General features: G+C 59.0%; 15 protein-coding genes. 8 read left to right on the top strand and 7 right to left on the bottom strand.

What is annotated here, in order from left to right:
* The first annotated feature begins 45 nt into the window (after nt 1-45).
* Nucleotides 46-225 (top strand): hypothetical protein, encoded by a 180-nt coding sequence (locus AC2D8U_RS16445; protein ID WP_484620164.1) that lies wholly within the window; start codon nt 46-48, stop codon nt 223-225.
* Between the two features lie 93 nt (nt 226-318).
* On the opposite strand, the gene can is transcribed toward AC2D8U_RS16445, so the two are convergent.
* Both can and AC2D8U_RS16435 read right to left on the bottom strand, forming a co-directional pair.
* Complete coding sequence (gene can, locus AC2D8U_RS16440) at nt 319-960, bottom strand: carbonate dehydratase (protein WP_484620163.1); 642 nt, start codon at nt 958-960, stop codon at nt 319-321.
* A gap of 35 nt (nt 961-995) precedes the next feature.
* A complete protein-coding gene (locus tag AC2D8U_RS16435) occupies nt 996-3,212 on the bottom strand; it encodes a sensor domain-containing diguanylate cyclase (protein ID WP_484620162.1) in 2,217 nt (738 codons plus the stop codon).
* Nucleotides 3,213-3,338: 126 nt separating this feature from the next.
* Here AC2D8U_RS16435 and AC2D8U_RS16430 point away from each other — a divergent pair, with 126 nt between their 5' ends.
* Entirely contained in the window at nt 3,339-3,740 is a 402-nt protein-coding gene (locus AC2D8U_RS16430) for a GNAT family N-acetyltransferase (protein ID WP_484620161.1), read from the top strand.
* Between the two features lie 6 nt (nt 3,741-3,746).
* Here AC2D8U_RS16430 and pdxH read toward each other — a convergent pair whose 3' ends face one another.
* A complete protein-coding gene (gene pdxH / locus AC2D8U_RS16425; protein ID WP_484620160.1) occupies nt 3,747-4,385 on the bottom strand; it encodes a pyridoxamine 5'-phosphate oxidase in 639 nt (212 codons plus the stop codon).
* 18 nt (nt 4,386-4,403) lie between these two features.
* Nucleotides 4,404-5,234 carry an AraC family transcriptional regulator gene (locus tag AC2D8U_RS16420; RefSeq protein WP_484620159.1) on the bottom strand — a complete coding sequence of 277 codons (831 nt, stop codon included), beginning with the start codon at nt 5,232-5,234 and terminating at the stop codon, nt 4,404-4,406.
* Nucleotides 5,235-5,320: 86 nt separating this feature from the next.
* Here AC2D8U_RS16420 and AC2D8U_RS16415 point away from each other — a divergent pair, with 86 nt between their 5' ends.
* Nucleotides 5,321-6,214: a DMT family transporter gene (locus AC2D8U_RS16415; protein ID WP_484620158.1), complete on the top strand. Its 894-nt coding sequence runs from the start codon at nt 5,321-5,323 to the stop codon at nt 6,212-6,214.
* Nucleotides 6,215-6,216: 2 nt separating this feature from the next.
* On the opposite strand, the gene AC2D8U_RS16410 is transcribed toward AC2D8U_RS16415, so the two are convergent.
* Nucleotides 6,217-6,594: a VOC family protein gene (locus AC2D8U_RS16410; RefSeq protein WP_484620157.1), complete on the bottom strand. Its 378-nt coding sequence runs from the start codon at nt 6,592-6,594 to the stop codon at nt 6,217-6,219.
* 188 nt (nt 6,595-6,782) lie between these two features.
* On the opposite strand from AC2D8U_RS16410, the gene AC2D8U_RS16405 reads away from it, so the two are divergent.
* From AC2D8U_RS16405 to AC2D8U_RS16395, 3 genes are all read left to right on the top strand, one after another.
* On the top strand, nt 6,783-8,837 hold the full coding sequence (locus tag AC2D8U_RS16405) for a M13 family metallopeptidase (RefSeq protein WP_484620156.1): 2,055 nt from the start codon (nt 6,783-6,785) through the stop codon (nt 8,835-8,837).
* A 168-nt stretch (nt 8,838-9,005) separates the two neighbouring features.
* Nucleotides 9,006-10,940 (top strand): ATP-binding protein, encoded by a 1,935-nt coding sequence (locus tag AC2D8U_RS16400; RefSeq protein WP_484620155.1) that lies wholly within the window; start codon nt 9,006-9,008, stop codon nt 10,938-10,940.
* A gap of 615 nt (nt 10,941-11,555) precedes the next feature.
* Nucleotides 11,556-13,526, top strand: coding sequence for a BCCT family transporter (locus tag AC2D8U_RS16395; RefSeq protein WP_484620154.1), 1,971 nt, complete (start codon nt 11,556-11,558; stop codon nt 13,524-13,526).
* 310 nt (nt 13,527-13,836) lie between these two features.
* Here AC2D8U_RS16395 and AC2D8U_RS16390 read toward each other — a convergent pair whose 3' ends face one another.
* Both AC2D8U_RS16390 and AC2D8U_RS16385 read right to left on the bottom strand, forming a co-directional pair.
* A complete protein-coding gene (locus tag AC2D8U_RS16390) occupies nt 13,837-14,556 on the bottom strand; it encodes a methyltransferase family protein (protein WP_484620153.1) in 720 nt (239 codons plus the stop codon).
* A gap of 1,451 nt (nt 14,557-16,007) precedes the next feature.
* Nucleotides 16,008-17,810 (bottom strand): flavocytochrome c, encoded by a 1,803-nt coding sequence (locus AC2D8U_RS16385; RefSeq protein ID WP_484620152.1) that lies wholly within the window; start codon nt 17,808-17,810, stop codon nt 16,008-16,010.
* Between the two features lie 351 nt (nt 17,811-18,161).
* On the opposite strand from AC2D8U_RS16385, the gene AC2D8U_RS16380 reads away from it, so the two are divergent.
* Together AC2D8U_RS16380 and AC2D8U_RS16375 are read left to right on the top strand one after the other, a co-directional pair.
* Complete coding sequence (locus AC2D8U_RS16380; RefSeq protein ID WP_484620151.1) at nt 18,162-19,205, top strand: porin; 1,044 nt, start codon at nt 18,162-18,164, stop codon at nt 19,203-19,205.
* Between the two features lie 132 nt (nt 19,206-19,337).
* Nucleotides 19,338-20,720 (top strand): sigma-54-dependent transcriptional regulator, encoded by a 1,383-nt coding sequence (locus AC2D8U_RS16375; protein ID WP_484620150.1) that lies wholly within the window; start codon nt 19,338-19,340, stop codon nt 20,718-20,720.
* Nucleotides 20,721-20,751: the final 31 nt, after the last annotated feature.

Below are 20,751 nucleotides of genomic sequence, written 5' to 3'. Positions count from 1 at the left end.
AAACACGGGTCCATACGCAGTGGAAGGAGCACGGAGGTAACCGATATGGCAAAACACACTACTGAGTTGGCCAGCTTGCTGCACCAACATTTCGAGAACGCCGGCTCCATTGCAGAACTGCGTGAACGGCTGCGCGACGTTGAGGAGGAGCTTCACGCCGTCTTTGCCGACGAGCTGTCCCGCTATGTCTCCGATACCGAATTGAGTGAACGGCGAGAAGCCTGAGTCACCCGGTATCCCGGAATGAAAAAGGCCAACCCCAGGGTTGGCCTTTTGCTGCCCACGGGGCAGCGAACGTCCTTTACGCCGTAACGCAGATCAATCCAGCGCCAGGATCGCCGACTGAGCCTTCGCCGCCAGGGCCACCTTAGCATCGACGCGCATGCCCAGATCCCTCAGCAGGCCGTCCGCCACATCGTAGATCAGTCCGTGTACCGTCAGATCCTGCCCCCGCTCCCAGGCATCCTGGACGATGGTGGTCTGGCAAGTATTGATCGCCTGAGCGATCACATTCAGCTCACACAGACGCCGAAGTTGCTCTGGCTTGGGCAAGGCTTCGAGGCTGGTCTTGTGGCTCTCATAGACATCTCTCACATGGCGAACCCAGTTACCCGCCAGGCCAATCTTGGCATTTTCCAGCGCCGCCTGAACGCCACCACAGCCATAATGGCCCACCACCATGATATGGCGTACTTTCAGGTGCTCTACCGCATACTGGATCACCGACAGGGCATTGAGATCTGAGTGCACCACGACATTGGCGATATTGCGATGAACGAAGATCTCACCGGGTGCGAGGTCAATGATCTGATTGGCCGGCACCCGACTGTCGGAGCAGCCAATCCAGAGATATTCCGGGGTCTGCTGCTGAGCCAGCTCGGAAAAAAAGTCCGGGTTCTGCTCGGTGATCCCCTTTGCCCATTCACGATTACGTGCAAACAGATGTTCCAATTCAGCCATAATTTTCGTCATCATTATTATCAATTTAAAGGAGTTTACCCCGGATCACCCGGATCAGTGGTCGGTGTTGAATGCACCTCGGGTGTGTTTGCGCACTTTTTCGCCGCCAGTTCACTGAGATCCTTTAAAAACAATCGGTTCCTGCCTTCTAACTTGGCTCGATAGAGCATCTGATCTGCCTGTGCCAGCCAATCATCCAACTCATCGGAGAAAGTTGCCTGGGCCGAGATCGCACCAATACTTACCGTCAACATCAGATCCTGGCCATCCGCCGTCGTGCTCATGGGAGTGCGGGCGATCTGCCGTCTGAGTCGCTCGAGTCGACGAATGGCCGCCTCCACACTCATTCCCGGCAGCAGGAGGACAAACTCCTCGCCACCATAGCGAGCCAGAACATCATTTTTTCGCCCAAACACCTCCCCAATGGTGCGAACCAAGGCCTTGAGACAATCATCACCCACCAGGTGGCCAAAGGTATCGTTGATCGGTTTAAAATGATCAATATCCAGCATGGCAATGGTCACGGGAAGCGCATTGCGCTGACAGAGCTCGATACTGACACCAAACTGGTCAAGAAGGTGGCGTCGGTTATACGCCCCGGTAAGCCCATCACGCAGGGCTAAACGGGAGAGCTTGCGGTTTGCCGCCTCCAATTCCGCAGTCCTGGCTTCCACCAAAGCCTCCAGTTGATCCTGATGCTGCCACAGGGCTCTGCGTTGTTGCTCCAACTGTTCATGAAGGATCTGCACCTCTCGGGCCGTTCCCCGGGGCAGAGCCAGCAAGGCGTGGCGGCCGCTTTTGCTCTGTCCAATGTCCCGAGCCAGGATCACCAAAGGGGCCGTCAGGTAGCGACTCAGTTGACGCACCAGCAAGGTCACCAACAGCAGCGCCAACAGCATACCAAGCATGCTACTGAGAAACCGCAATTCGGCGCGCCGCATCAAAGGGCGATAGGCCACCAGCAAATGCAACTGCCAACCGTTTTCCAGAGTGAGGCTGTAGGCCAGATGCTCCGGGGCGATGGGCCCATCTCCGTGTAAACGGATCAAGGCTCCCCAGCCCTCCCCATCTGGACGAAGCCACTCCAGGGTAGGCCTGCTCAAGGGACTCACCGGCAGTTCGGAGGAAGCCATCACCACCTGCCCCGAGGTATCCAGCAGCATCCAGCCCACTTCACTCATCCCGCTGTCGTCGGGGGCCAGGGCGGCAACATTGAGGGAGCCCTCCACGATCCCCAGCAGCCTGCCATCCTCATCGCGCCAGGGTGCACTCAAGGCGACAATCGGGTCCTGACCAAAACCCCGCCCTTGAAAAATCTCCGACTGATAGGGCAAACCGCTCTCCATCACTTCACGAAAATAGCCCCGCTCCGAGACGTTTTCCCCCTGGGCCAATGGGAGTTTTTCCTGTGGAGCCGCCGCGACAATCCGCCCTTCCCTGTCGGCCACGAGCAGGGTCAAAAATCCGGGGTATTGCCGATGAAGTTCGACAAGCTGGGCCTGGTGAAGATCCGCCGTAAGCCAGTGTCCGGCCAGGCTGATCACATCCAGGTGCTCTTCCAAGTGGGCCTGGATCTGTACCGCATGGTGGCGCCCCGTCGCCACCATGCCTTCATATTGGAGGCTCTGCTGGGTCTGCATAGTCTGTCGACCATAAAACAACAGCACCGTCATCAACACCAGGGAGAGCAGACCCAGGACTCCATGAACCAGTTTCTGATGGAAATTACGGACCAACACAGGCTGTTGCCGGGCCAGACGCATCCAGCCCTGGGGCAACCAGATCAGCAACAGGCTCGCTGCCGCACTGTACATCACGCCGTTAAAACCCAGTTTCGCGACCATGAATCCGATCGTATCCGTCGGAATTAGCTGCCAGTAGCGGATAACCAGCAGGCTCAGTGGCATGCCAATGAGCAGCCAGTACAGTGCATCGGCATACAGCAGGTACCAGCCACGACGGCGCATCCAGACCAGAAACAGGGCTTCGAGTCCGAACACGAGATACACCAGGGGAGAGTCCCAGGATAAAGAGAGGCCCGTTAGCGTCAGGGTTGCACACCAGATCACCCAGGGGTAGGAGAGGCGGCTGGCACACAGGACGATAAACAGATTCCCCACCACCAGCTCAATGTTGGCGTACAAGGGAATGGGAAACAAGTTGACGAGCAGCCCCAGCACACCCAGCGCTGTCGCGAGCACCAAGCGGGCGCGAAACTTCCATGCCATGGTAGCTTGTTGTTGACGTGCCATGATGTTCCTATCTACTCCCTGTATGGCACCACTTTAACAGTCCCAGGTGAGTTTGACTCCTTTTGACCTTGTCAGGGTTGAGATCCCGGCCTATTAAGATCTGTTTCCTCTACGAACCCGCTCATTGTGACCCATGACGACTATGAACTGAGACAGGCGACTATCGCCGATCTCGCCGACCTGCGTCGGCTTCACTACGCATGTGAGCCGGACTCCCCTTGGGCATTGCAGCAGTTACACCACTTTATCGCCACCCGGGGGAGAACTTTTGTTGCCCGTCACGGCCATCAACTGCTGGGGTTTATCTGCCTTAACCGCATCGATCACAGCATCCAGGCGCTCTATGTGGCCCAGGACGTCCGCAACCAGGGGATCGGCAGTGCCCTGCTGCATCTTGGTATGGTGGAACTGCGCGTCATGGGAGCTCGCTCCACCACCCTGATCAGCACCCCCAGTGCCCGCACTTTCTACCAACGCCACACTTGGCGAGTGACGGCAGACAACTTAACCCTGAGGCGGCGATTGTAAAGTGGCTCAGGGCGCCAGGCGATCGACCTTCCAACCGTCGCCATCGCGCACATAGAGGAAGCGATCATGGAGACGACGGGCGCCCCCCTGCCAGAACTCAATGCTGTCGGCCTGGATCCTGTATCCCCCCCAGAAATCCGGTACAGGGATCTGCCCCTTAGCAAATTTCTCTTTCATTTTCATGAAACTTCCCTCAAGTACACTGCGTGCAGAGAGGACCTGACTCTGGGGCGATGCCCAGGCCCCCAGTTGGCTGTCCCGGGGACGACTGGCGAAATACTTCAGCACCTCGGTCGTCGACAACTTCTCGGCCCTGCCGGTGATCTGTACCTGGCGATCCAGATCATGCCAGGGAAACAACATACTCACCTGGGCATTGGCGGCCATGTGCAGCGCCTTGCGGCTGCCCAGATTGGTGTAGAAGACAAAACCTCGATGATCATACTGCTTGAGCAGCACGATCCGTTGAAATGGCTGCCCGGAGGGATCCACCGTCGCCAGGACGAAACCGCTGGGATCTCGCAACTCGGCGTTTTGGGCCTGAGACATCCAATGATCAAACAGAGCCAGTGGGTCCTCGGGCAGATCCTCCCTGTGCAGCCCTCCCTGCAAATACTCTCTACGGATCTCACTCAAATCTCGCACAACAACTCTCCTGTCTGACTAACCCACACGCTGTCCTTCACCACGGCCCCGCTCACGCCAGTAACTGCCTGGCGACGTGCCGCTATGGCGACGGAACATGGCGATAAATGCCGATGAGGTACTGTACCCCAACTCGAGCGCGACCTCCTTAATGGAAATGCCTTTTCGCAGCATCGACAGTGCCGTCAAAAAACGCAGGCGTGAGCGCCAGTCGCTAAAGCTCATGCCCAGCTCCCGCTGACAACGCCGGGCCAGGGTCCGCTGTGTGGTGTGACAGCGCCGGGCCCAATCGTGGAGTGTGTCGTTGTTGGCCGGCTCGCCCTGCAAGCGTTCGAGAATCGGTTTGAGCAGAGGATCATCACTGCTGGGCAGGTAAACCGGCAGGGGTTCGACATGGATCAATTGATCCAGGATCACCCGGGCCAAACGCCTATCCGCTTCAGAGCCGGGAGCCTGGATCCTCCGCGCCGACAGATCCGCCAGTACCGCCCGTAACAATGGGGACAACTTGAGCATGCAGGGAACGGTACTGAGCCGGGCCGACCAGTCACGATTAAAATAGATCGCCCGATAGGCCACCCGCTGCCGACTGTAGCTGGTATGCACTACGTCCGGCGGGATCCACAAGCCATATTGGGGCGGCGACAACCAGTGCTGGCCCTCGACGCTCAGTTCCATCACCCCGGAGTCCACCAGGTTAAGCTGGCCCCATGGGTGACTGTGGGGCAAGAAGGTCGTCTCCGGGGCGATCTCCTCCTGATGGATGTAGATCTCCCGCTCCGGTTCCAACGGTAGCGGATAGCGCTCATTCCCGGCAGCTTCTTTCCCTGTGTCCTGATGGCAATGCATATTGTCCGATCTGCGTTATCTCAATGTATCTAGACAGTCTACAATAGCCCCGAACCTTCCCTCCAGATCTGTTTAGGACACCCGAGATGAGAGCCGCCATCTATCCCCTTATGGCCGTATTACTGTGGGCCGGCAACAACCTGGTTGGCAAATTGTCCGTAGACGCCATCTCGCCAGCCGCCATCTCCTTCTACCGCTGGGCACTGGCCGCGCTGCTGCTCACCCCCTTTATGTTGCCCGGGGTCTGGCGCCAACGCCGGGTGATCCGCCAGCATCTGCTCAAGCTCAGTGTCCTGGCTGCCTTCGGTGTGGTCCTGTTCCAGAGCTTGGCCTACATGGCGGCGGCCAGCACCAGCGCCACCAATATGGGGCTGATCGGCGCCACTGTGCCCCTGCTGACCCTGCTGATCAGCCTGCTGGTGCTCAAAGAAGCCCCCACCGTGGGGGCCGTCGTCGGCGGCACCCTCTCCTTTACCGGCCTGGCGGTGCTGCTTTCCGGTGGCGATCTCGCCAGCCTCGGCCAGAGCGGCTTCAACCGGGGGGACCTGCTACTGCTGATCGGGGCTACCGCCTATGCCTGCTATGGTGTGCTGATCCGCCGCTGGCAACTGCCTCTAACCGTCTGGCAATCCCTCTATATGCAGATCCTGCTGGGCCTGCTCTGGCTGCTGCCCGCCGTCCTGCTCAGCGATTCCATGGCCCTGAGCCGGGAGGCCCTGCCTCTGGTGCTCTACGCCGGGCTGGCCGCCTCCATCATCGCCCCCTACAGCTGGATGATGGGGATCCAGAAACTGGGGGCCAGCAACAGTGCCGTCTTTATGAATCTGGTTCCCCTGCTAACCAGCGCTGCGGCCGTGGCCTGGCTGGGCGAGCACCTCAGCGGCGCCCACCTGCTCGGTGGTGGCATGATTCTCTCGGGCGTGTTGCTGTCCCAGTGGTTACGCAAACCCCTGGTGGAGCTTTGGGGCAAGACGGCCTGACGTTATTCTGGCGCCTGCTCATACAGCGCCAGGAACGCACCGGCGGGATCCCGGATCACCGCAAACTGATCCCGCCCCATCGGATTGGGACCAATCACGACCGCCCCGCCGCCCAGGCGGACCTTCTCCAGGCTGACAGCCAGATCAGCCACAGCGACATAGAGCAACCATTGAGCGGGCAAGCCGCCATTGGGGCCGCGAGCATGACAGACACCCGCCCGCATGGTCCCGTCGGCCATCATGCCGAAGTCGTCATACCCTTCCATCGCCACGGTTTCGATCTGCCAGCCCACCACCTCGGCGTAGAAGTGTGCCACGGTGGCGGCGTCCTCCACCGTCAGATCCTGCCACAGAAATTCGCCGGTCTGTGCCCGATGCATGGCCTCTTCCTTCTCTCTATGAATGTCCCCAGAGCATAGACAGCGAGCCCGTGCCATGGCGGATTGCAAGCATGTTCATCTTCAAATACAAACTCTTTTACAACTCTGTGCGCATGGGTTTTTGACCGCTTGTTACCGGCTCGTTACTATCGCCATGACCCTTCAATCCAAACCAAAGGGATACTTGGATGAAAAAGATTGTGATCGGTGGCCTGTGTGCCTCCGCCCTGGTGCTGGCCGCCTGTGGCACCAGCCAGCCCACCACCACCGCAACGGCTGTTCAGCAAGCTTTGAGCTCCGGCATCGAACTGGAAAACTTTGACAGGAGCATTCGTCCCCAGGACGACTTCTACGGCTACGTCAACGGCACCTGGCTCAAGACCGCCGAGATCCCCGCCGACCGCACCACCACCGGCGCCTTTTACGATCTGAGGATCAAGGCACAAAAAGATGTGCGTAGCATCATCGAAGAACTGGCAGCGAGTGAAGGGCTGAAACCTGGCTCCGACGAACAGAAAGTGGCGGCACTGTATAACTCCATGATGGATACCGACACCATCAACCGACTTGGGGTGACCCCGCTCGAAGGCGAATTCACCAAGATCGCCGCCCTCAAGTCCCACGAAGATGTCGCCAATTACTTCGCCCATGCCCAGAGCATCGGCGTCGGTGCCCCCTTCGTGTTCTACGTCTCGGTCGATGCCAAGAACTCCAGTGCTTACGCCGGCCACCTGTGGCAGACCGGGCTCTCCCTGCCGGATCGTGACTACTACTTCAACGAAGGGGAACGCTTCGACACCCTGCGTGCCGATTTCGTCAAGCACATCGAAACCATGTACAGCCTGGCTGGTCTGGCTGGCGGCAAACAGGCCGCCCAGACGGTGATGGCAATGGAGACCGAGCTGGCGACACACCAATGGACCAAGGTGGAGACCCGCGACAGCGAAAAGCGTTACAACAAATACGCCACCGCCGATCTACGTGCCCTGGCCGCCGATTTTGACTGGCAGGACTACCTGAGCACCCTCGGCGTCCCTACCCTGGCGGAGATCATCATCAACCAGCCCAGCTACATCGAAGGCTTTAACCAGGTGTTTGCCAGCCACAGCGTGGCACAGTGGCAGACCTACCTCACCTGGCAGGTGCTCACCACCTATGCCGGTCAGCTTTCCGCCGAACTGGACGAGGAAAACTTCGACTTCTTTGCCCGCAAGCTGAACGGTCAGGAGCAGCAGCAGGACCGCTGGAAACGCTCGGTGGACAAAGTGAACCAGGATCTGGGCGAAGTCGTCGGCAAGGTGTATGTGAAGAAGCACTTCACCCCTGAAGCCAAGGCGCGCATGGGCGAGCTGGTGGAGAACCTGCGCAAAGCCTATGCCCAATCCATCGACGAGCTGGACTGGATGGGGGAAGACACCAAGAAGAAGGCCAAGGTCAAGCTGGCCGCCTTCACCCCCAAGATCGGCTACCCCGACCAATGGAAGGACTACTCCAGCCTGAGCATCGAAGCCGATGATCTGGTGGGTAACTCCATGCGTGCGGCGCAGTGGAGCCATCAGGAAGACCTGTCCAAGCTGGGCGGGCCGATCCGCAACTGGGAGTGGTTTATGAACCCCCAGACGGTCAACGCCTACTACAACCCCACCATGAATGAGATCGTCTTCCCCGCCGCCATCCTGCAGCCACCGTTTTTCAACATGGACGCGGATGATGCGGTCAACTACGGCGGCATAGGCGCGGTGATCGGCCACGAGATGGGCCACGGTTTCGACGATCAGGGTTCCCGCTACGATGAGAACGGCAACCTGGTGAACTGGTGGACCGAGGAAGATCTGATGGCCTTCCAGCGCCGCGGCCGCAAATTGATCAAGCAATACGCCGACTACAAGGTGTTTGACGATCTCAACGTCAACGGCCAGCTCACCCTGGGCGAGAACATCGGCGATCTCTCCGGGATCACCATCGGCCTCAAGGCCTATGAGCTGTCACTGGCGGGCAAAGAAGCGCCGGTGATCGACGGCATGTCCGGCACCGAGCGGGTGTTCATCGGCTTCACCCAGATCTGGCGGGCCAAGTACAAGGAGGAGGCACTGCGCAACCGGGTTCGCACCGATCCCCACTCCCCCTCCCAGTTCCGCGCCAACGGCCCCCTGGCCAACGTGCCGGAGTTTTACCAGCTCTACAACATCCAGCCCACGGATGCCATGTACATCCCGGAAGCCGACCGGGTGAAGATCTGGTAAGGGGCAAGGTTCCCAACCTTCAGGCGCGCCCACGGGCGCGCTTTTTTTGACTCAGCTTTCGGGTGAGTCAAGGCTTCACTGGCGAGGACGCTGGCATTGAGAGCCAGATCCCGTCCCGAAGCCGGGGATTGACTTACCATTGCCCCAAAGCCACATTCGATCGTCACCATGCGCCGACTCCTGTCACTCTGTTTCCTTTTCCTCTCTCTGCCCGCCTTGGCCGAGGAGCCAACCCCCATTCGCCTGGGCGTCCACTCCCATACGCCGCCCTTTGAATGGCGCAACAATGGCATCGATACCGGCTTCCATGTGGAGCTGACCCGAACCCTGGCTCGACGGCTCGAGCGCAAGGTCCGCCTGCGCCGCAACAACTTCCAGGCACTGATGGACGAAATGGATCAGGGCAGCATAGATCTGGTGGTGGAAGTCAGTGCCGCCGGCGTACCCCGCAGGGGGATGCTGCAGTCCGATCCCATCTATGCCACCCACGCCCGCGCCTATACCGCCAACGGTGAGATCTACATCGCCGACTGGAGCGAACTGGCGGGACTGCGGGTCGCCACCAAGCAGGACTCCTTTATCCACACCTTTGTCGACCAGACTCCACCGCCCTTTGAGCTGGTGCTGGTGGATCTGTACGAAACCGGTTTCAAGATGCTGGAACATCATGAGATCGACGTGGTCCTGGCAGAAAACTACGTGGCGCGGCGTCTGTTGCCCCGCTACCCCTGGGTGATCACCGCCTCGGATCCCCTGTTTTACGGCACCTTCAACTACATCGCCGCACCGCACAATAAGCCCCTGATGGAGGAGCTGAACCGAACCCTGCGTCAACTCAAGCGCAGTGGCGAATACGATGAGATGGTCAACTTCTGGTTTGGGGTGGGCCGTGAGCGGGTCGATCTGCGCCAGACCCGGGACAAGATCCTGATCTGGGGCTGGCTGATCGCCCTGATCTCCCTGCTCGGCATGACCTACACCTGGTTCACCGCGCGGGATCTGAAGGTCCAACTGGTGCAAAGGAAAAAGGCCGAACAGGGCTATGCGGATCTCTCCGGCCTGTTCCAGTCCGTACTCGATGGCCTGCCCCACCATATCGAGGTGTACGACGCCCAGTTAACCCTGCTGTGGGGTAACGAGCGCACCGGTCCCGGCAGCCCCAATGAAGCACTTCGCCAAACCCTGGCCCTGGTGATCGAGCAACAAACCCCACAGGTGATCACCCAGCAAGATCACAAAGGCCGGCACTGGGAGCTGAGGATCCACCCCCTGCCCGGCCACCAGGTGGTCCTCGCAGCCCTGGACACCACCGAATCCGTGATTCTGAGAGAGCAGAACGAGCGCGCCGCCCGCCTCGCCTCCTTGGGAGAGCTCTCCGCCGGGATCGCCCACGAGATCAACAACCCCACTGGCCTTATCATTCACGCCAGTGCCCTGTGGCGGGATGCCCTGCAGGATCTGACCGAAGCCGTGGCCCTCTATCAGCGCGACGACCCCTTCTGGCAGATCGCCGGCCTGGAGCCGGATCGGGCCCTGGCCGAGTTGAGCTATAGCCAGGAAACCGTCACAGACAGCGCCCAACGGATCAGCACCATCGTCCGAGATCTCAAAGAGTTCGCCCAGCCAGGTCAACTCAATGCCAAGGCACCGGTGGATCTCAACACTGTGGTACAAACCAGCCTAAGACTGACCGCCAACCAGCTCAAGACCGTCAAGATCGTGGAACAACTGGCGACCCAGCCTGTCATGATCTGCGGCAGCAAGGGCGCTTTGGAGCAGGTGCTGGTCAACCTGATCCAAAACGCCTGCCTGGCCATGGATCAGGACGCCTGCCTCACCCTGAGCACGGATCAGGATCGTCAGCACGCCTGGCTGACCGTCGAGGACAACGGCTGCGGCATGGCCCCGGAGATCCTCAAGCGGATCACCGAGCCCTTCTTCACCACTCGCCGCGCCAAAGGCGGCACCGGACTCGGCCTGGCCGTCAGTCAGCGCATCATTCAGCAACACGACGGCACCCTGACCATTCACTCCGAACCCGACCAAGGCAGCCGCTTTGAGCTTCGCTTCCCCAGGGCTCAGGCGGATTGTGAGTCGCGGTGAGTCGCACTGCTGCCGGGGCCTGAGCTGGATACCACGAAGTCCAAGGTATTTGCAGATACCTGCGACTTAGCCATGTCGTGGTTCACCAAGCTGTTGTCGCGCAGGCGACGGCCTGATCGACCATGAGAGCGGCGACTCCGCCGGGCTGCGTCTCCCCCTTAGCCTGCACGGCGACGGTGCGGTTACTGGGTCTACTCTGGTTGGTCCTAACACAAGGGCGGCTCCTTCCATCTGCAGCATCCAATGCGCCGCAGAGAAGCCCGAAGGTATCCGATGATAGGGTGTGAAGGCTCGGCCTCAAGGTTGATGAAATTGCAGGGGTTCACCGGGCCCAGGGGCAGCCCTCACCCCAATAAAAGCGTCACCGAAGAGATCATTAAACTCAACCCATTGAACAGAGAACGGCGTAAAACCAACATAAAACATCCGCCTTCGAGTACTAAAAGTGTTCCAATTTCGTTAATATGCGCGTCCATTTCTTGAAAAAGGGCTCCGCATGACGGATCTAAGTGGCAGTATCAACTCACTCCTAACTCAAGGTGATTTACGGCGATAACAACATTCGAAACCCAGAAGTATTCGACAAAAAATCCGTAATTTATCCTTAGGTCTCCCATGAGTTTACCCACCAGTATTAACAAACACGTCTTCTTCCCCTCGCTTCTCATCATTGTCCTACTGACCTTCACCACCTTTTTGTGGCCGCAATCTGCCGAGCAACTGTTCAGCGCCATGCAACACTGGTTTGTCACGCAAACCAGCTGGCTCTACATCCTCGCCGTTGGCCTGTTCCTCGTTTTCCTGGTGCTGCTGATGTGCAGCCGATTGGGCGATATCCGCCTGGGTCCGGATCACGCAGAAGCTGAATACAGTTTTGGGATCTGGCTTGCCATGCTCGGCTCCGCTGGCCTCGGCATTGGCCTACTGTTTTATGGCGTGGCCGAACCCGTAATGCATTTTGTGTCACCGCCCGAAGGCGATGCCGGTACCATTGAAGCCGCCAAGCAGGCGATGAAGATCACCTTCTTCCATTGGGGCCTGCACGGCTGGGCCTGCTTCGCTATCGTTGCGCTGGCGATGGCCTACTTTGCCTACCGCCATAAACTGCCCCTGCTGCCCCGCTCGGCATTGCACCCGCTGATCGGTGACAAGATCTACGGTCCAATTGGCCACGCTGTCGATATCTTCGCCGTCATTGGCACCCTGTTTGGCATCGCCACGTCACTGGGCCTGGGCGTTATGCAGGTCAATGCTGGCCTCAATTACCTGTTTGATATCCCGATGGGTTCAGGTACGCAGATGGCCATCATCGCCGTCATCACCCTGTTCGCCACCATCTCCGTCTTCTTGGGCCTGGATGGCGGCATTAAGCGTCTGTCCAAATTCAATATGATGGTGGCACTGGCCATGCTGGCTCTGGTGATCCTCATCGGTCCCACCGCGATGATCATGCAGACCTTTGTGCAGAACACTGGCGGCTACCTCAGCGAGATCGTCACCATGACGTTTAACCTGTACGCCTATGCGCCGAATGAAAGCTGGCTCAGCGGCTGGACCCTGTTCTATTGGGGCTGGTGGGTCTCCTGGGCGCCGTTTGTCGGCATGTTCATCGCCCGCATCTCCCGTGGCCGCACCATCCGTGAGTTCTTGGTCGGGATCCTCTTTGTGCCCTCCACCTTTGTCTTCCTCTGGTTTACCGCCTTTGGCAATACGGCCATCGACGCCATCATCAATCAAGGCAATGAGCACCTGAAGGACACCATCAGCAATAATGTGCCGGTGGCGCTGTTCACCTTCTTCGAAAGCATGCCCTACTCCAGCGCGCTCTCCATGGTCGGCCTGGTACTGGTGATCACCTTCTTCGTGACCTCATCCGATTCTGGCTCCCTGGTGATCGATACCCTCACCTCAGGCGGTGCGGAAGAGTCGCCCGCGTGGCAGCGAATATTCTGGGCGGTCACCGAAGGCATCGTTGCCGCGATCCTGCTCTCGGTCGGCGGCCTTACCGCCCTGCAGATGATGACGGTGGCCAGTGCCTTCCCAATCATGCTGCTGATGCTGGTGTTCTGCTACGCGCTGTTTAAAGCGCTGCGCAATGACTACCTGTTGCTCACCAGCGTGCAAAACCACAGCACCTCGGTGCAGTACAGTCAGACCAGTGTAAGCTGGAAGGACCGCATTGCCTCTCTGGTCAACAGCGCCAAACAGGCCGAAGCGGCGGCGTTTATCGACACCATCGCGATGCCCGCATTGAGCGAACTGGCCGCTGAAATGGACCAGCAAGGACTCACCACCCGCATCCAGGTCTTGGATGAGGAGCGCGTTCGCATGGTCGTCGAAAAGGAGGGTGTTGCCGATTTCGCCTATGGGATCCGTCTGCGCAAGTTCACCATGGCCAGCTACATGAACGAAGAACACGAGGAATACTACCGCGCCGAAGTGTTCTTGCTGCAGGGTGGCCAGCAATATGATGTGCTTGGCTACACTCAGGAGCAGATCATCGCCGATGCCATCACTCAGTACGAGAAGCACATGCACTTCCTGCATCTGGCCACCTCGGAACAGTTGGAGTTAAATCCCACATAAAGACAGAGTGCAAGACACTGCAAAGCCCCGCTCCGCTAGCGGGGCTTTTTCGTGTCTATGGACTGCGTTACCCATGCAGAAGCAGAAATCGAAACAGGACGCCTTGATGACACCCAGGATCCAGTTAAACAGGCGGCCCCAAGCGCCACACATCGCCCGTTTGAGCCTGTGCAGGGCCTCTTGGCGGAGGTGGGCGTTGAGCATAGCGGCCTCTTTATGGGCACGGACTTATCGGACAGATCACGCCCAGTCAAGCGACTCGCTCCTGTAGAGCCCAATCTCTGATCTGAGACGCCCCCACTCAGATCTCTCAGTAGATCCCGGGGATCAGCCGATAACGCACGTGCTGTGCATAGTCTCGATACCCAGGTAACTCTTCCTTTAACGTCCGATCTTCAAGTGCGGTTCTGATCACCGTGATGATCGATGCCACCACCGCGGGGATCAGCGTCCATACCGACCCCAGAGCAAGAGCAATACCTAAGAGTGCAATCAGGTTACCGGCATACCCTGGATGCCGCACCAGCCGGTAGGGACCCGTGTCACACACCAGATGCCCTCGCTCCGTCTGAATGCGCACCACGCTGGAGAAAAAACGGTTCTCCGCCAAAGCCCACGCAGCGAAAGCGTATCCCAGCCAGATCAAAATGAAACCGATCACAATAAGCCATAGGGGAAACTCACAGGACCAGTGATGGCGGTGATCCAGCCCCGCAACAATGACCATAGGAAAGCCGATACTCACCGCCATCAATGGCGCGAGAACCTTGTCCCAGGCTTTGGCGTTTGCCAAACTCTCAATGCTTTGCCGTTCGGCCAACAGTCCAGGATGCCGCTGCTCAGCCCACACTCGCCCGCCGATCCCGGCGGCAAGGATCAGTAGGGCGTAGAGCCACGCCTGCCACCACCCCGGATCCCCACCACATATCAACAGCATCGCCGGAATAAGGAGATACACCAGTACCAATCGGATCCACTGGCGCGCCGATCCCTGTGGGTCTACCCCATCATTCTGCCTCTTCGTTGACACCTCACCTCCTCAACTCGATCGGAACTGAGCCAATGCCCGACGCCACAGTCAAGTGTAAGCAACGCCACCAAGGTGACACCACCTTGGCTGAACCCGCGTGCCTGTGCCGTGACCGAATGATCCCGGAGATTGGCCAGCCAGTGTAGCTGAGGGCACTCAGCACTACAGCCTGCCAACTTAATGCGATCGACAGGGTACGGATCAACTTGGTCGCCCATCTACGCAGTGACCGGATGGTTGGCCAGCTTCAGAGCTGCGACACCCTTGCCCTCGGGGGATAGAGATTGATCCTGATAATGCTTTACCGATGTGGTTGTTTTCCAATTCGCTGTGCGGTCCCTCGGCGTAGGTTGGCGTTGAGCGCAGCGAAGCTCAACCCTGTTGAAAGCGGCAGCGGCGGCTCTTTGGGCACGGACCTATCGGTTCGATGGATGATCTCTGCCCTTTGGTGATGAGCTCGACACGCACCACACCGGCCCATTTGCCCCTGTGCACAGCCCGTCGGCGTAGGTTGGCGTTGAGCGCAGCGAAGCTCAACGCTGTTGAAAGCGGCAGCGGCGGCTCTTTGGGCACGGACTTATCGGTTCGATGGGTGATCTCAATGTCAGGTTACGCGAAAAGAGCGCTCGCTAACCTAACCTACAACAAACGGCCTCTTTATTGGCACGGACTTATCGGATCGATGGGTGATCTCTGCCCTTTGATGATGAGCTCGACACGCACCACACCGGCCCATTTGCCCCTGTGCACAGCCCGTCGGCGTAGGTTGGCGTTGAGCGCAGCGAAGCTCAACCCTGTTGAAAGCGGCGGCGGCTCTTTGGGCACGGACTTATCGGTTCGATGGGTGATCTCAATGTCAGGTTACGCGAAAAGAGCGCTCGCTAACCTAACCTACAACAAGCGGCCTCTTTATTGGCACGGACCTATCGGTTCGATGGGTGATCTCAATGTCAGGTTACGCGAAAAAAGCGCTCGCTAACCTAACCTACAACAAGCGGCTTCTTTATTGGCACGGACCTATCGGTTCGATGGGTGATCTCAATGTCAGGTTACGCGAAAAGAGCGCTCGCTAACCTAACCTACAACAAGCGGCCTCTTTATTGGCACGGACTTATCGGATCGATGGGTGATCTCAATGTCAGGTTACGCGAAAAGAGCGCTCGCTAACCTAACCTACAACAAACGGCTTCTTTATTGGCACGGACCTATCGGTTCGATGGGTGATCTCAATGTCAGGTTACGCGAAAAGAGCGCTCGCTAACCTGATCTACGGCAAGCATTTTTCTCGAACCCAACGACGGCTCCTGGCCCGCCCTCAAGCACGGGCAGATCGCCGAAGAGAAAATAAAAAAGGCAGCCTCTTCAATGAAGAGGCTGCCTTGGGCCGGGGGATCCGGTGGGTACCACCGGACGATTCAGTTGGCTAACTCGCCCCCAACAAAGCGATTGGCTTACTTGCCTTGCTCGGCCACATACTCTGCGGCGCTGGCACCGGCGATACGACCAAAGGTGACGATGTCGGAGATAGCGTTACCCCCCAGGCGGTTGGCGCCGTGTACGCCGCCGGTCACTTCACCCGCAGCAAACAGGCCTGGAATGTCCTTGCCCTGTTCATCTTTCACTTCGGCCTCGGTATCGATCTTCACACCGCCCATGGTGTGGTGCACCGCCGGGGTGATCTCGATCACGTGATACTTGCCGGTATTGAGGGAGCGCGGCAGATCGGGACGGTTAAAGTCGCTGTCCTGACCGGCGGCGACCAGCTCATTGTAACGGGCAAGGGTCGCAGCCAGGTTGGCGCCGTTGAGGCCCGCTGCCTCGGCGGCGGCTTGCGGCGTGTCACCGCTGATCACCACGCCCAGGTTGACATACTTCTTGATGGCCGACAGGGAGTTCTTCACAGAGTCATCAAACACCAGGTAAGCCACATCGCCGGTCTGCTCCAGGATGGCGGCCGCCGCCTTGTCCCGTGTGGTGATCTCGTTGACGAAACGCTTGCCCTCTTTATTCACCAGGATGGCGCCATTACCGCGCACCGCTTCGGTGATCATGACACCGCCCTTGGTGGACAGGGTTGGGTGCGCCTGGACGTACTGCATATCAACCAGATCCGCACCGGCCGCCTGGGCCACATCCAGACCATCACCGGTCGCCCCCGGGTGGTTGGTCGCGGCAAAGCCCTGCAGGGACGGATCCCACTGGGAAACCCGGGCGTTGTTGCGGGCAAAACCGCCGGTGGCCAGGACCACGGACTTGGCCTGGATCACGTAGTAGCCGGTGTGCTCGCCTTTCACCAGAACACCACTGATGGCACCGCTTTGATCTTTGAGGATCTCAACCGCACGGCTGTTAAGGCGCACGTCGACATCACGCTCCTGAACGTTATTCCACAAGACGGTGACCACGTGGTTACCCACAGGCGCGCCCCCGGTCGGACGGTGAGCACGGTTCTGAGAAGCGCCCCCCATACGACCCACATCCCGAGTATCGGCACCCAGCTCAATCAGCCAGTCGATGGAGTCGGAGGAGTTGCCCGCCAGCACCTTCACCAGCTCAGGGTTATTGATGTTGCGACCCCCTTTCATGGTGTCCTCGATCATGCTCTCGACGCTGTCCTCAATGCCCAGTGCGGCCTGAGGCTTGGTTTCGGCGGCATTCATACCACCGGCAGCCAGCTTGGAGTTACCGCCAATTACCGGCTCCTTCTCCAATACAATCACATTGGCACCGGCATCCACGGCGGAGAGGGTGGTGGCCAGGCCTGCGCCCCCGGAGCCGATCACAACGATATCGGTCACTGCACGAGGCGCTGCGGCCAGCGCCTTCTCCCGCTCTGCTTTTTCCAGGGCCAGCTCGGCGATCGTCTTTTCCTTGCGCTGCCACTTGGCGCCGTAGGGCAGATCGTATTCGAAGCTGTGGCAGGCATCACAGTAGTTAACGGACTTGGTGTGGCCCTGGTGACAGCTGGTACAGGCGATCTCCCCCACCAGGTGGGACGCATGGGGGTCTACGTCCAGTGCCGTCACCTCGGCGACATCGGCCAGGGTGCCGTGACAGCTTTGACAACTCTCGTTTTCCTGGCTCAGGTTGTCATCCTGGGGCTTCATGCCCTGGGTGTGACAGGTTTTACAGTTGCCCATTTCACCGTGTTTCTCGGCCAGATTGTCCGGGCCCCCAGCGGCACTCGCATGGGGCACGGCCAGGATGGCGGTAACGGTGACGGCAGCCAGCGTCAGGCGCAGTGAATGTTTCATCGGGATCCTCTCCTTGCATGAATAACTTGGCAGCCATTACAGATCGCCACCTTATACGTTGCCCCAAAGTGTGCGCCGCCCTGCGCCGAGAGAAACGATTTTCCCAGCGAAAAAGGCGGCAGGATCACAAAGCCAATAACTCCTATGCCCGCATGCATGTGGCTATGCAACCGCCATGCATTTTTGCATGGCCGGGAAAAAAGTTTCCCTCACCAAAGAGCAAAAACCGAGACCGTGCGCACCGCTTTGGCACGACAGCTCCACCACAAAAACAAAAGGTTACCGAGATCACACTGAGCCAGACTCTTCGCCTCTAACCTCCTGTTTACAAATCCGAGCATCGAGGTAATGATGAAAAAGACTCTGCTTTGCGCCACTTTGGCCGCACTGACCACGGTTCCAGCCCAAGCCGAAGTGGCTGACTTCTACGGCGCCCTGCGCCTGAGCCTGACCAACGCCGACACCAAATTTGCCTCCAACCCGGGTGGCGGCGCGGGCACTACGGTGGAAAACGATTTCTCCGTGATTGGCGTGCGTGGCAGCTACGCCATTGCTGACAGTGTCGATCTGATCTATCAGGTTGAAGCACGGATCGATGCCTGGGATGCGGGCTCCACCGCCTTCAGCTCACGCCCCACCTTTATCGGTGTCGATACCGAGTATGGTAAGGCCACCTTTGGCCGCCAGTTCCACGCCTTTATGCTGGCCGAAGGCTCGGTGGATCAGTTCAACCTGACCAACACAGATATGAACCGCGTGCTCGCCGGTAACGAGATGGAGAGCGACCAGTTCATGTACTTCAGTCCCAAGCTCGCCGGCTTCCAGGTGATCGGCTCCTACGTGCTGGAGGACGATCTCTATGGTGAAGGCAATGCGCCAGACAATGCGGATCCCTATGCTCTTTCCGTGCTGTACGGAGACAAAACCTTCAAAAACAGCCCGGTGTTCTTTGCCCTGGCCTACAACGCCGGCCTCAAACAGCACGAATCCGTACGCCTGACCGGTCAGACCAAGCTGGGCAAAGTGCGTCTGGGTGCGGTCTACCAGAACACTCAGAGCACTCAGTGGGACAACCTGGATGGCGACGGCTTTATCGTCGATGCCGCCTATGAGCTGACCGACAGCCTCAGCCTCAAGGCCCGTTACGGTCAGGATGACTCCGGCATGGGCGGTTACATCAATAAGGTGGTGGGCTCGTTGGATGAGGTCGCCAAGAGCGATATCAGCGACTCCAAGATCACCAACTACGCCTTCGGTGCGGACTATAAGCTGTCCAAACAGATCAAACTCTTTGCCTTCTACAGCCGCTTCGACACAGAGATCGAAACCGGTGCCGTCACCGCCTATGATGCCGGTGACAACCTCTACACCCTGGGAATGCACTACCGCTTCTGATCCGTCCCCACTCACCGCGTGCTCCCTTGAGGGGGCACGCGCCATCCTCGCGAAATTTGATCGGCCCGACACTTTGTTAACCCTGTGTTGGCTAACATACCCTTTCAACCTTGCCCACTTGTTCGCGAGCCCATGTCGACACAACGCAAAATTCTTCTGGTTGATGACGAGATCAGCTGGTTGCGCAGCATGACCATGACCCTCAACCGCCTGATCAGCACTGCGCATATCGAGACCTGCAGCGACAGCCGCCAGGTGATGGCCCTGCTCGCCTCCACCCCCATCGATCTGGTGCTGCTGGATCTCACCATGCCGCACCTGAGCGGTGAACTCCTGCTGTCCCAGATCCGCCAGTACCATCCCCAGATCCGGGTGATCATCGTTACCGGCGTCAACGAGGTGGACACCGCAGTACGCTGCATGCGCAACGGCGCCTACGACTTCTTTATCAAGACCAGTGAAGTCGAGCAGTTGGCCGCCAGCGTCAGGCGCGCCCTGGAAGTCACCAACCTGGAGCAGGCCTATCTGGATCTCAATGCCCGTTTCCTGGATCAGATGCTGGGCCATCCCGAGGCCTTTGGTGAACTGCTTACCTGCAGCGAATCGATGATGGCGATCTTCCGCTACCTGGAAGCGATCAGCACCAGCCGGGCGCCCATCGCCATCTGTGGCGCCAGCGGCACTGGCAAGGAGCTGTTGGCCCGGGCGATCCACAAACTCACCGCACCCGAAGCGCCACTGGTGATCGCCGATCTGGCCACGGTCCGCAGTGAGCAGATCGATGCCTGCCTGCTGGGCTACCTGCGGGGGGCCTTTCCCCTGGCCGACGCCCCCCGGGCCGGCTGGATCCGCAATGCCGGAGAAGGCACCCTGGTGCTCGATGAGATCGACAAACTCGATCCCCAATCCCAGCTCAAGCTTTTGCGCCTGCTGCAAAATGGCGAGTACACCCCCTTAGGTTCGGATCGCAGCCAGATGGCCCGCTGCCGCATCGTGGTCACCAGCCAGCGCCCCCTGGCCGAGTTGGTCAAGGCCGGCACCCTGCGTCAGGAGCTCTACTACCGGCTGCAGACCCACCAGGTGCAATTGCCTCCCCTGCATCAAAGGCGCGCCGATCTGCCGCTGCTGGCCACCCACTTTATTCACCAGGCTTGTCAGCAGATGGACAAGGCCCCCCTGCCCATCAGCGAGTCCTTGCTATCCCTGCTGGCCCGCCACACCTTTCCCGGCAACGTGCGTGAGCTGCAGGCCCTGTGCACCAATGCCGTCACTCACTCCCACGGTGATGAGCTGTGCCTGCAGCCGTTTTCCGACGCCCTTAAACTCAACGAAGCCCCCGCCGATGCATCAATGCCTGACCGGCTCACCTTCCCGGCCCAATTGCCCAGCCTGGCCCAGACCAATGAAGCATTGATCCTCGAAGCGATGCGCCGTACCGGCGGCAACCAGACCGCCGCCGCCGCCCTGCTGGGCCTCAGTCAGCCCAGCCTGAGCCGACGCCTGGCCAAGCTGTAGCAACGGCTCGGCGTCGTGCGCATGCCTGGCC

Source organism: Ferrimonas sp. YIN67 (assembly GCF_057219095.1).
Note: the sequence above shows the minus strand (reverse complement) of the source record. Positions and strands in the feature narration are given on the sequence as shown.

Bases quoted from the DNA above. Each gene is read 5' to 3' on its own strand.
- AC2D8U_RS16415 (WP_484620158.1), top strand. From the start codon at position 5,321: ATGAGAGCCGCCATCTATCCCCTTATGGCCGTATTACTGTGGGCCGGC.
- AC2D8U_RS16395 (WP_484620154.1), top strand. From the start codon at position 11,556: ATGAGTTTACCCACCAGTATTAACAAACACGTCTTCTTCCCCTCGCTT.
- AC2D8U_RS16445 (WP_484620164.1), top strand. From the start codon at position 46: ATGGCAAAACACACTACTGAGTTGGCCAGCTTGCTGCACCAACATTTC.
- AC2D8U_RS16385 (WP_484620152.1), bottom strand. From the start codon at position 17,810: ATGAAACATTCACTGCGCCTGACGCTGGCTGCCGTCACCGTTACCGCC.
- can (WP_484620163.1), bottom strand. From the start codon at position 960: ATGGCTGAATTGGAACATCTGTTTGCACGTAATCGTGAATGGGCAAAG.
- AC2D8U_RS16375 (WP_484620150.1), top strand. From the start codon at position 19,338: ATGTCGACACAACGCAAAATTCTTCTGGTTGATGACGAGATCAGCTGG.
- AC2D8U_RS16405 (WP_484620156.1), top strand. From the start codon at position 6,783: ATGAAAAAGATTGTGATCGGTGGCCTGTGTGCCTCCGCCCTGGTGCTG.
- AC2D8U_RS16400 (WP_484620155.1), top strand. From the start codon at position 9,006: ATGCGCCGACTCCTGTCACTCTGTTTCCTTTTCCTCTCTCTGCCCGCC.
- AC2D8U_RS16380 (WP_484620151.1), top strand. From the start codon at position 18,162: ATGAAAAAGACTCTGCTTTGCGCCACTTTGGCCGCACTGACCACGGTT.
- AC2D8U_RS16420 (WP_484620159.1), bottom strand. From the start codon at position 5,234: ATGCATTGCCATCAGGACACAGGGAAAGAAGCTGCCGGGAATGAGCGC.
- AC2D8U_RS16410 (WP_484620157.1), bottom strand. From the start codon at position 6,594: ATGCATCGGGCACAGACCGGCGAATTTCTGTGGCAGGATCTGACGGTG.
- AC2D8U_RS16435 (WP_484620162.1), bottom strand. From the start codon at position 3,212: ATGGCACGTCAACAACAAGCTACCATGGCATGGAAGTTTCGCGCCCGC.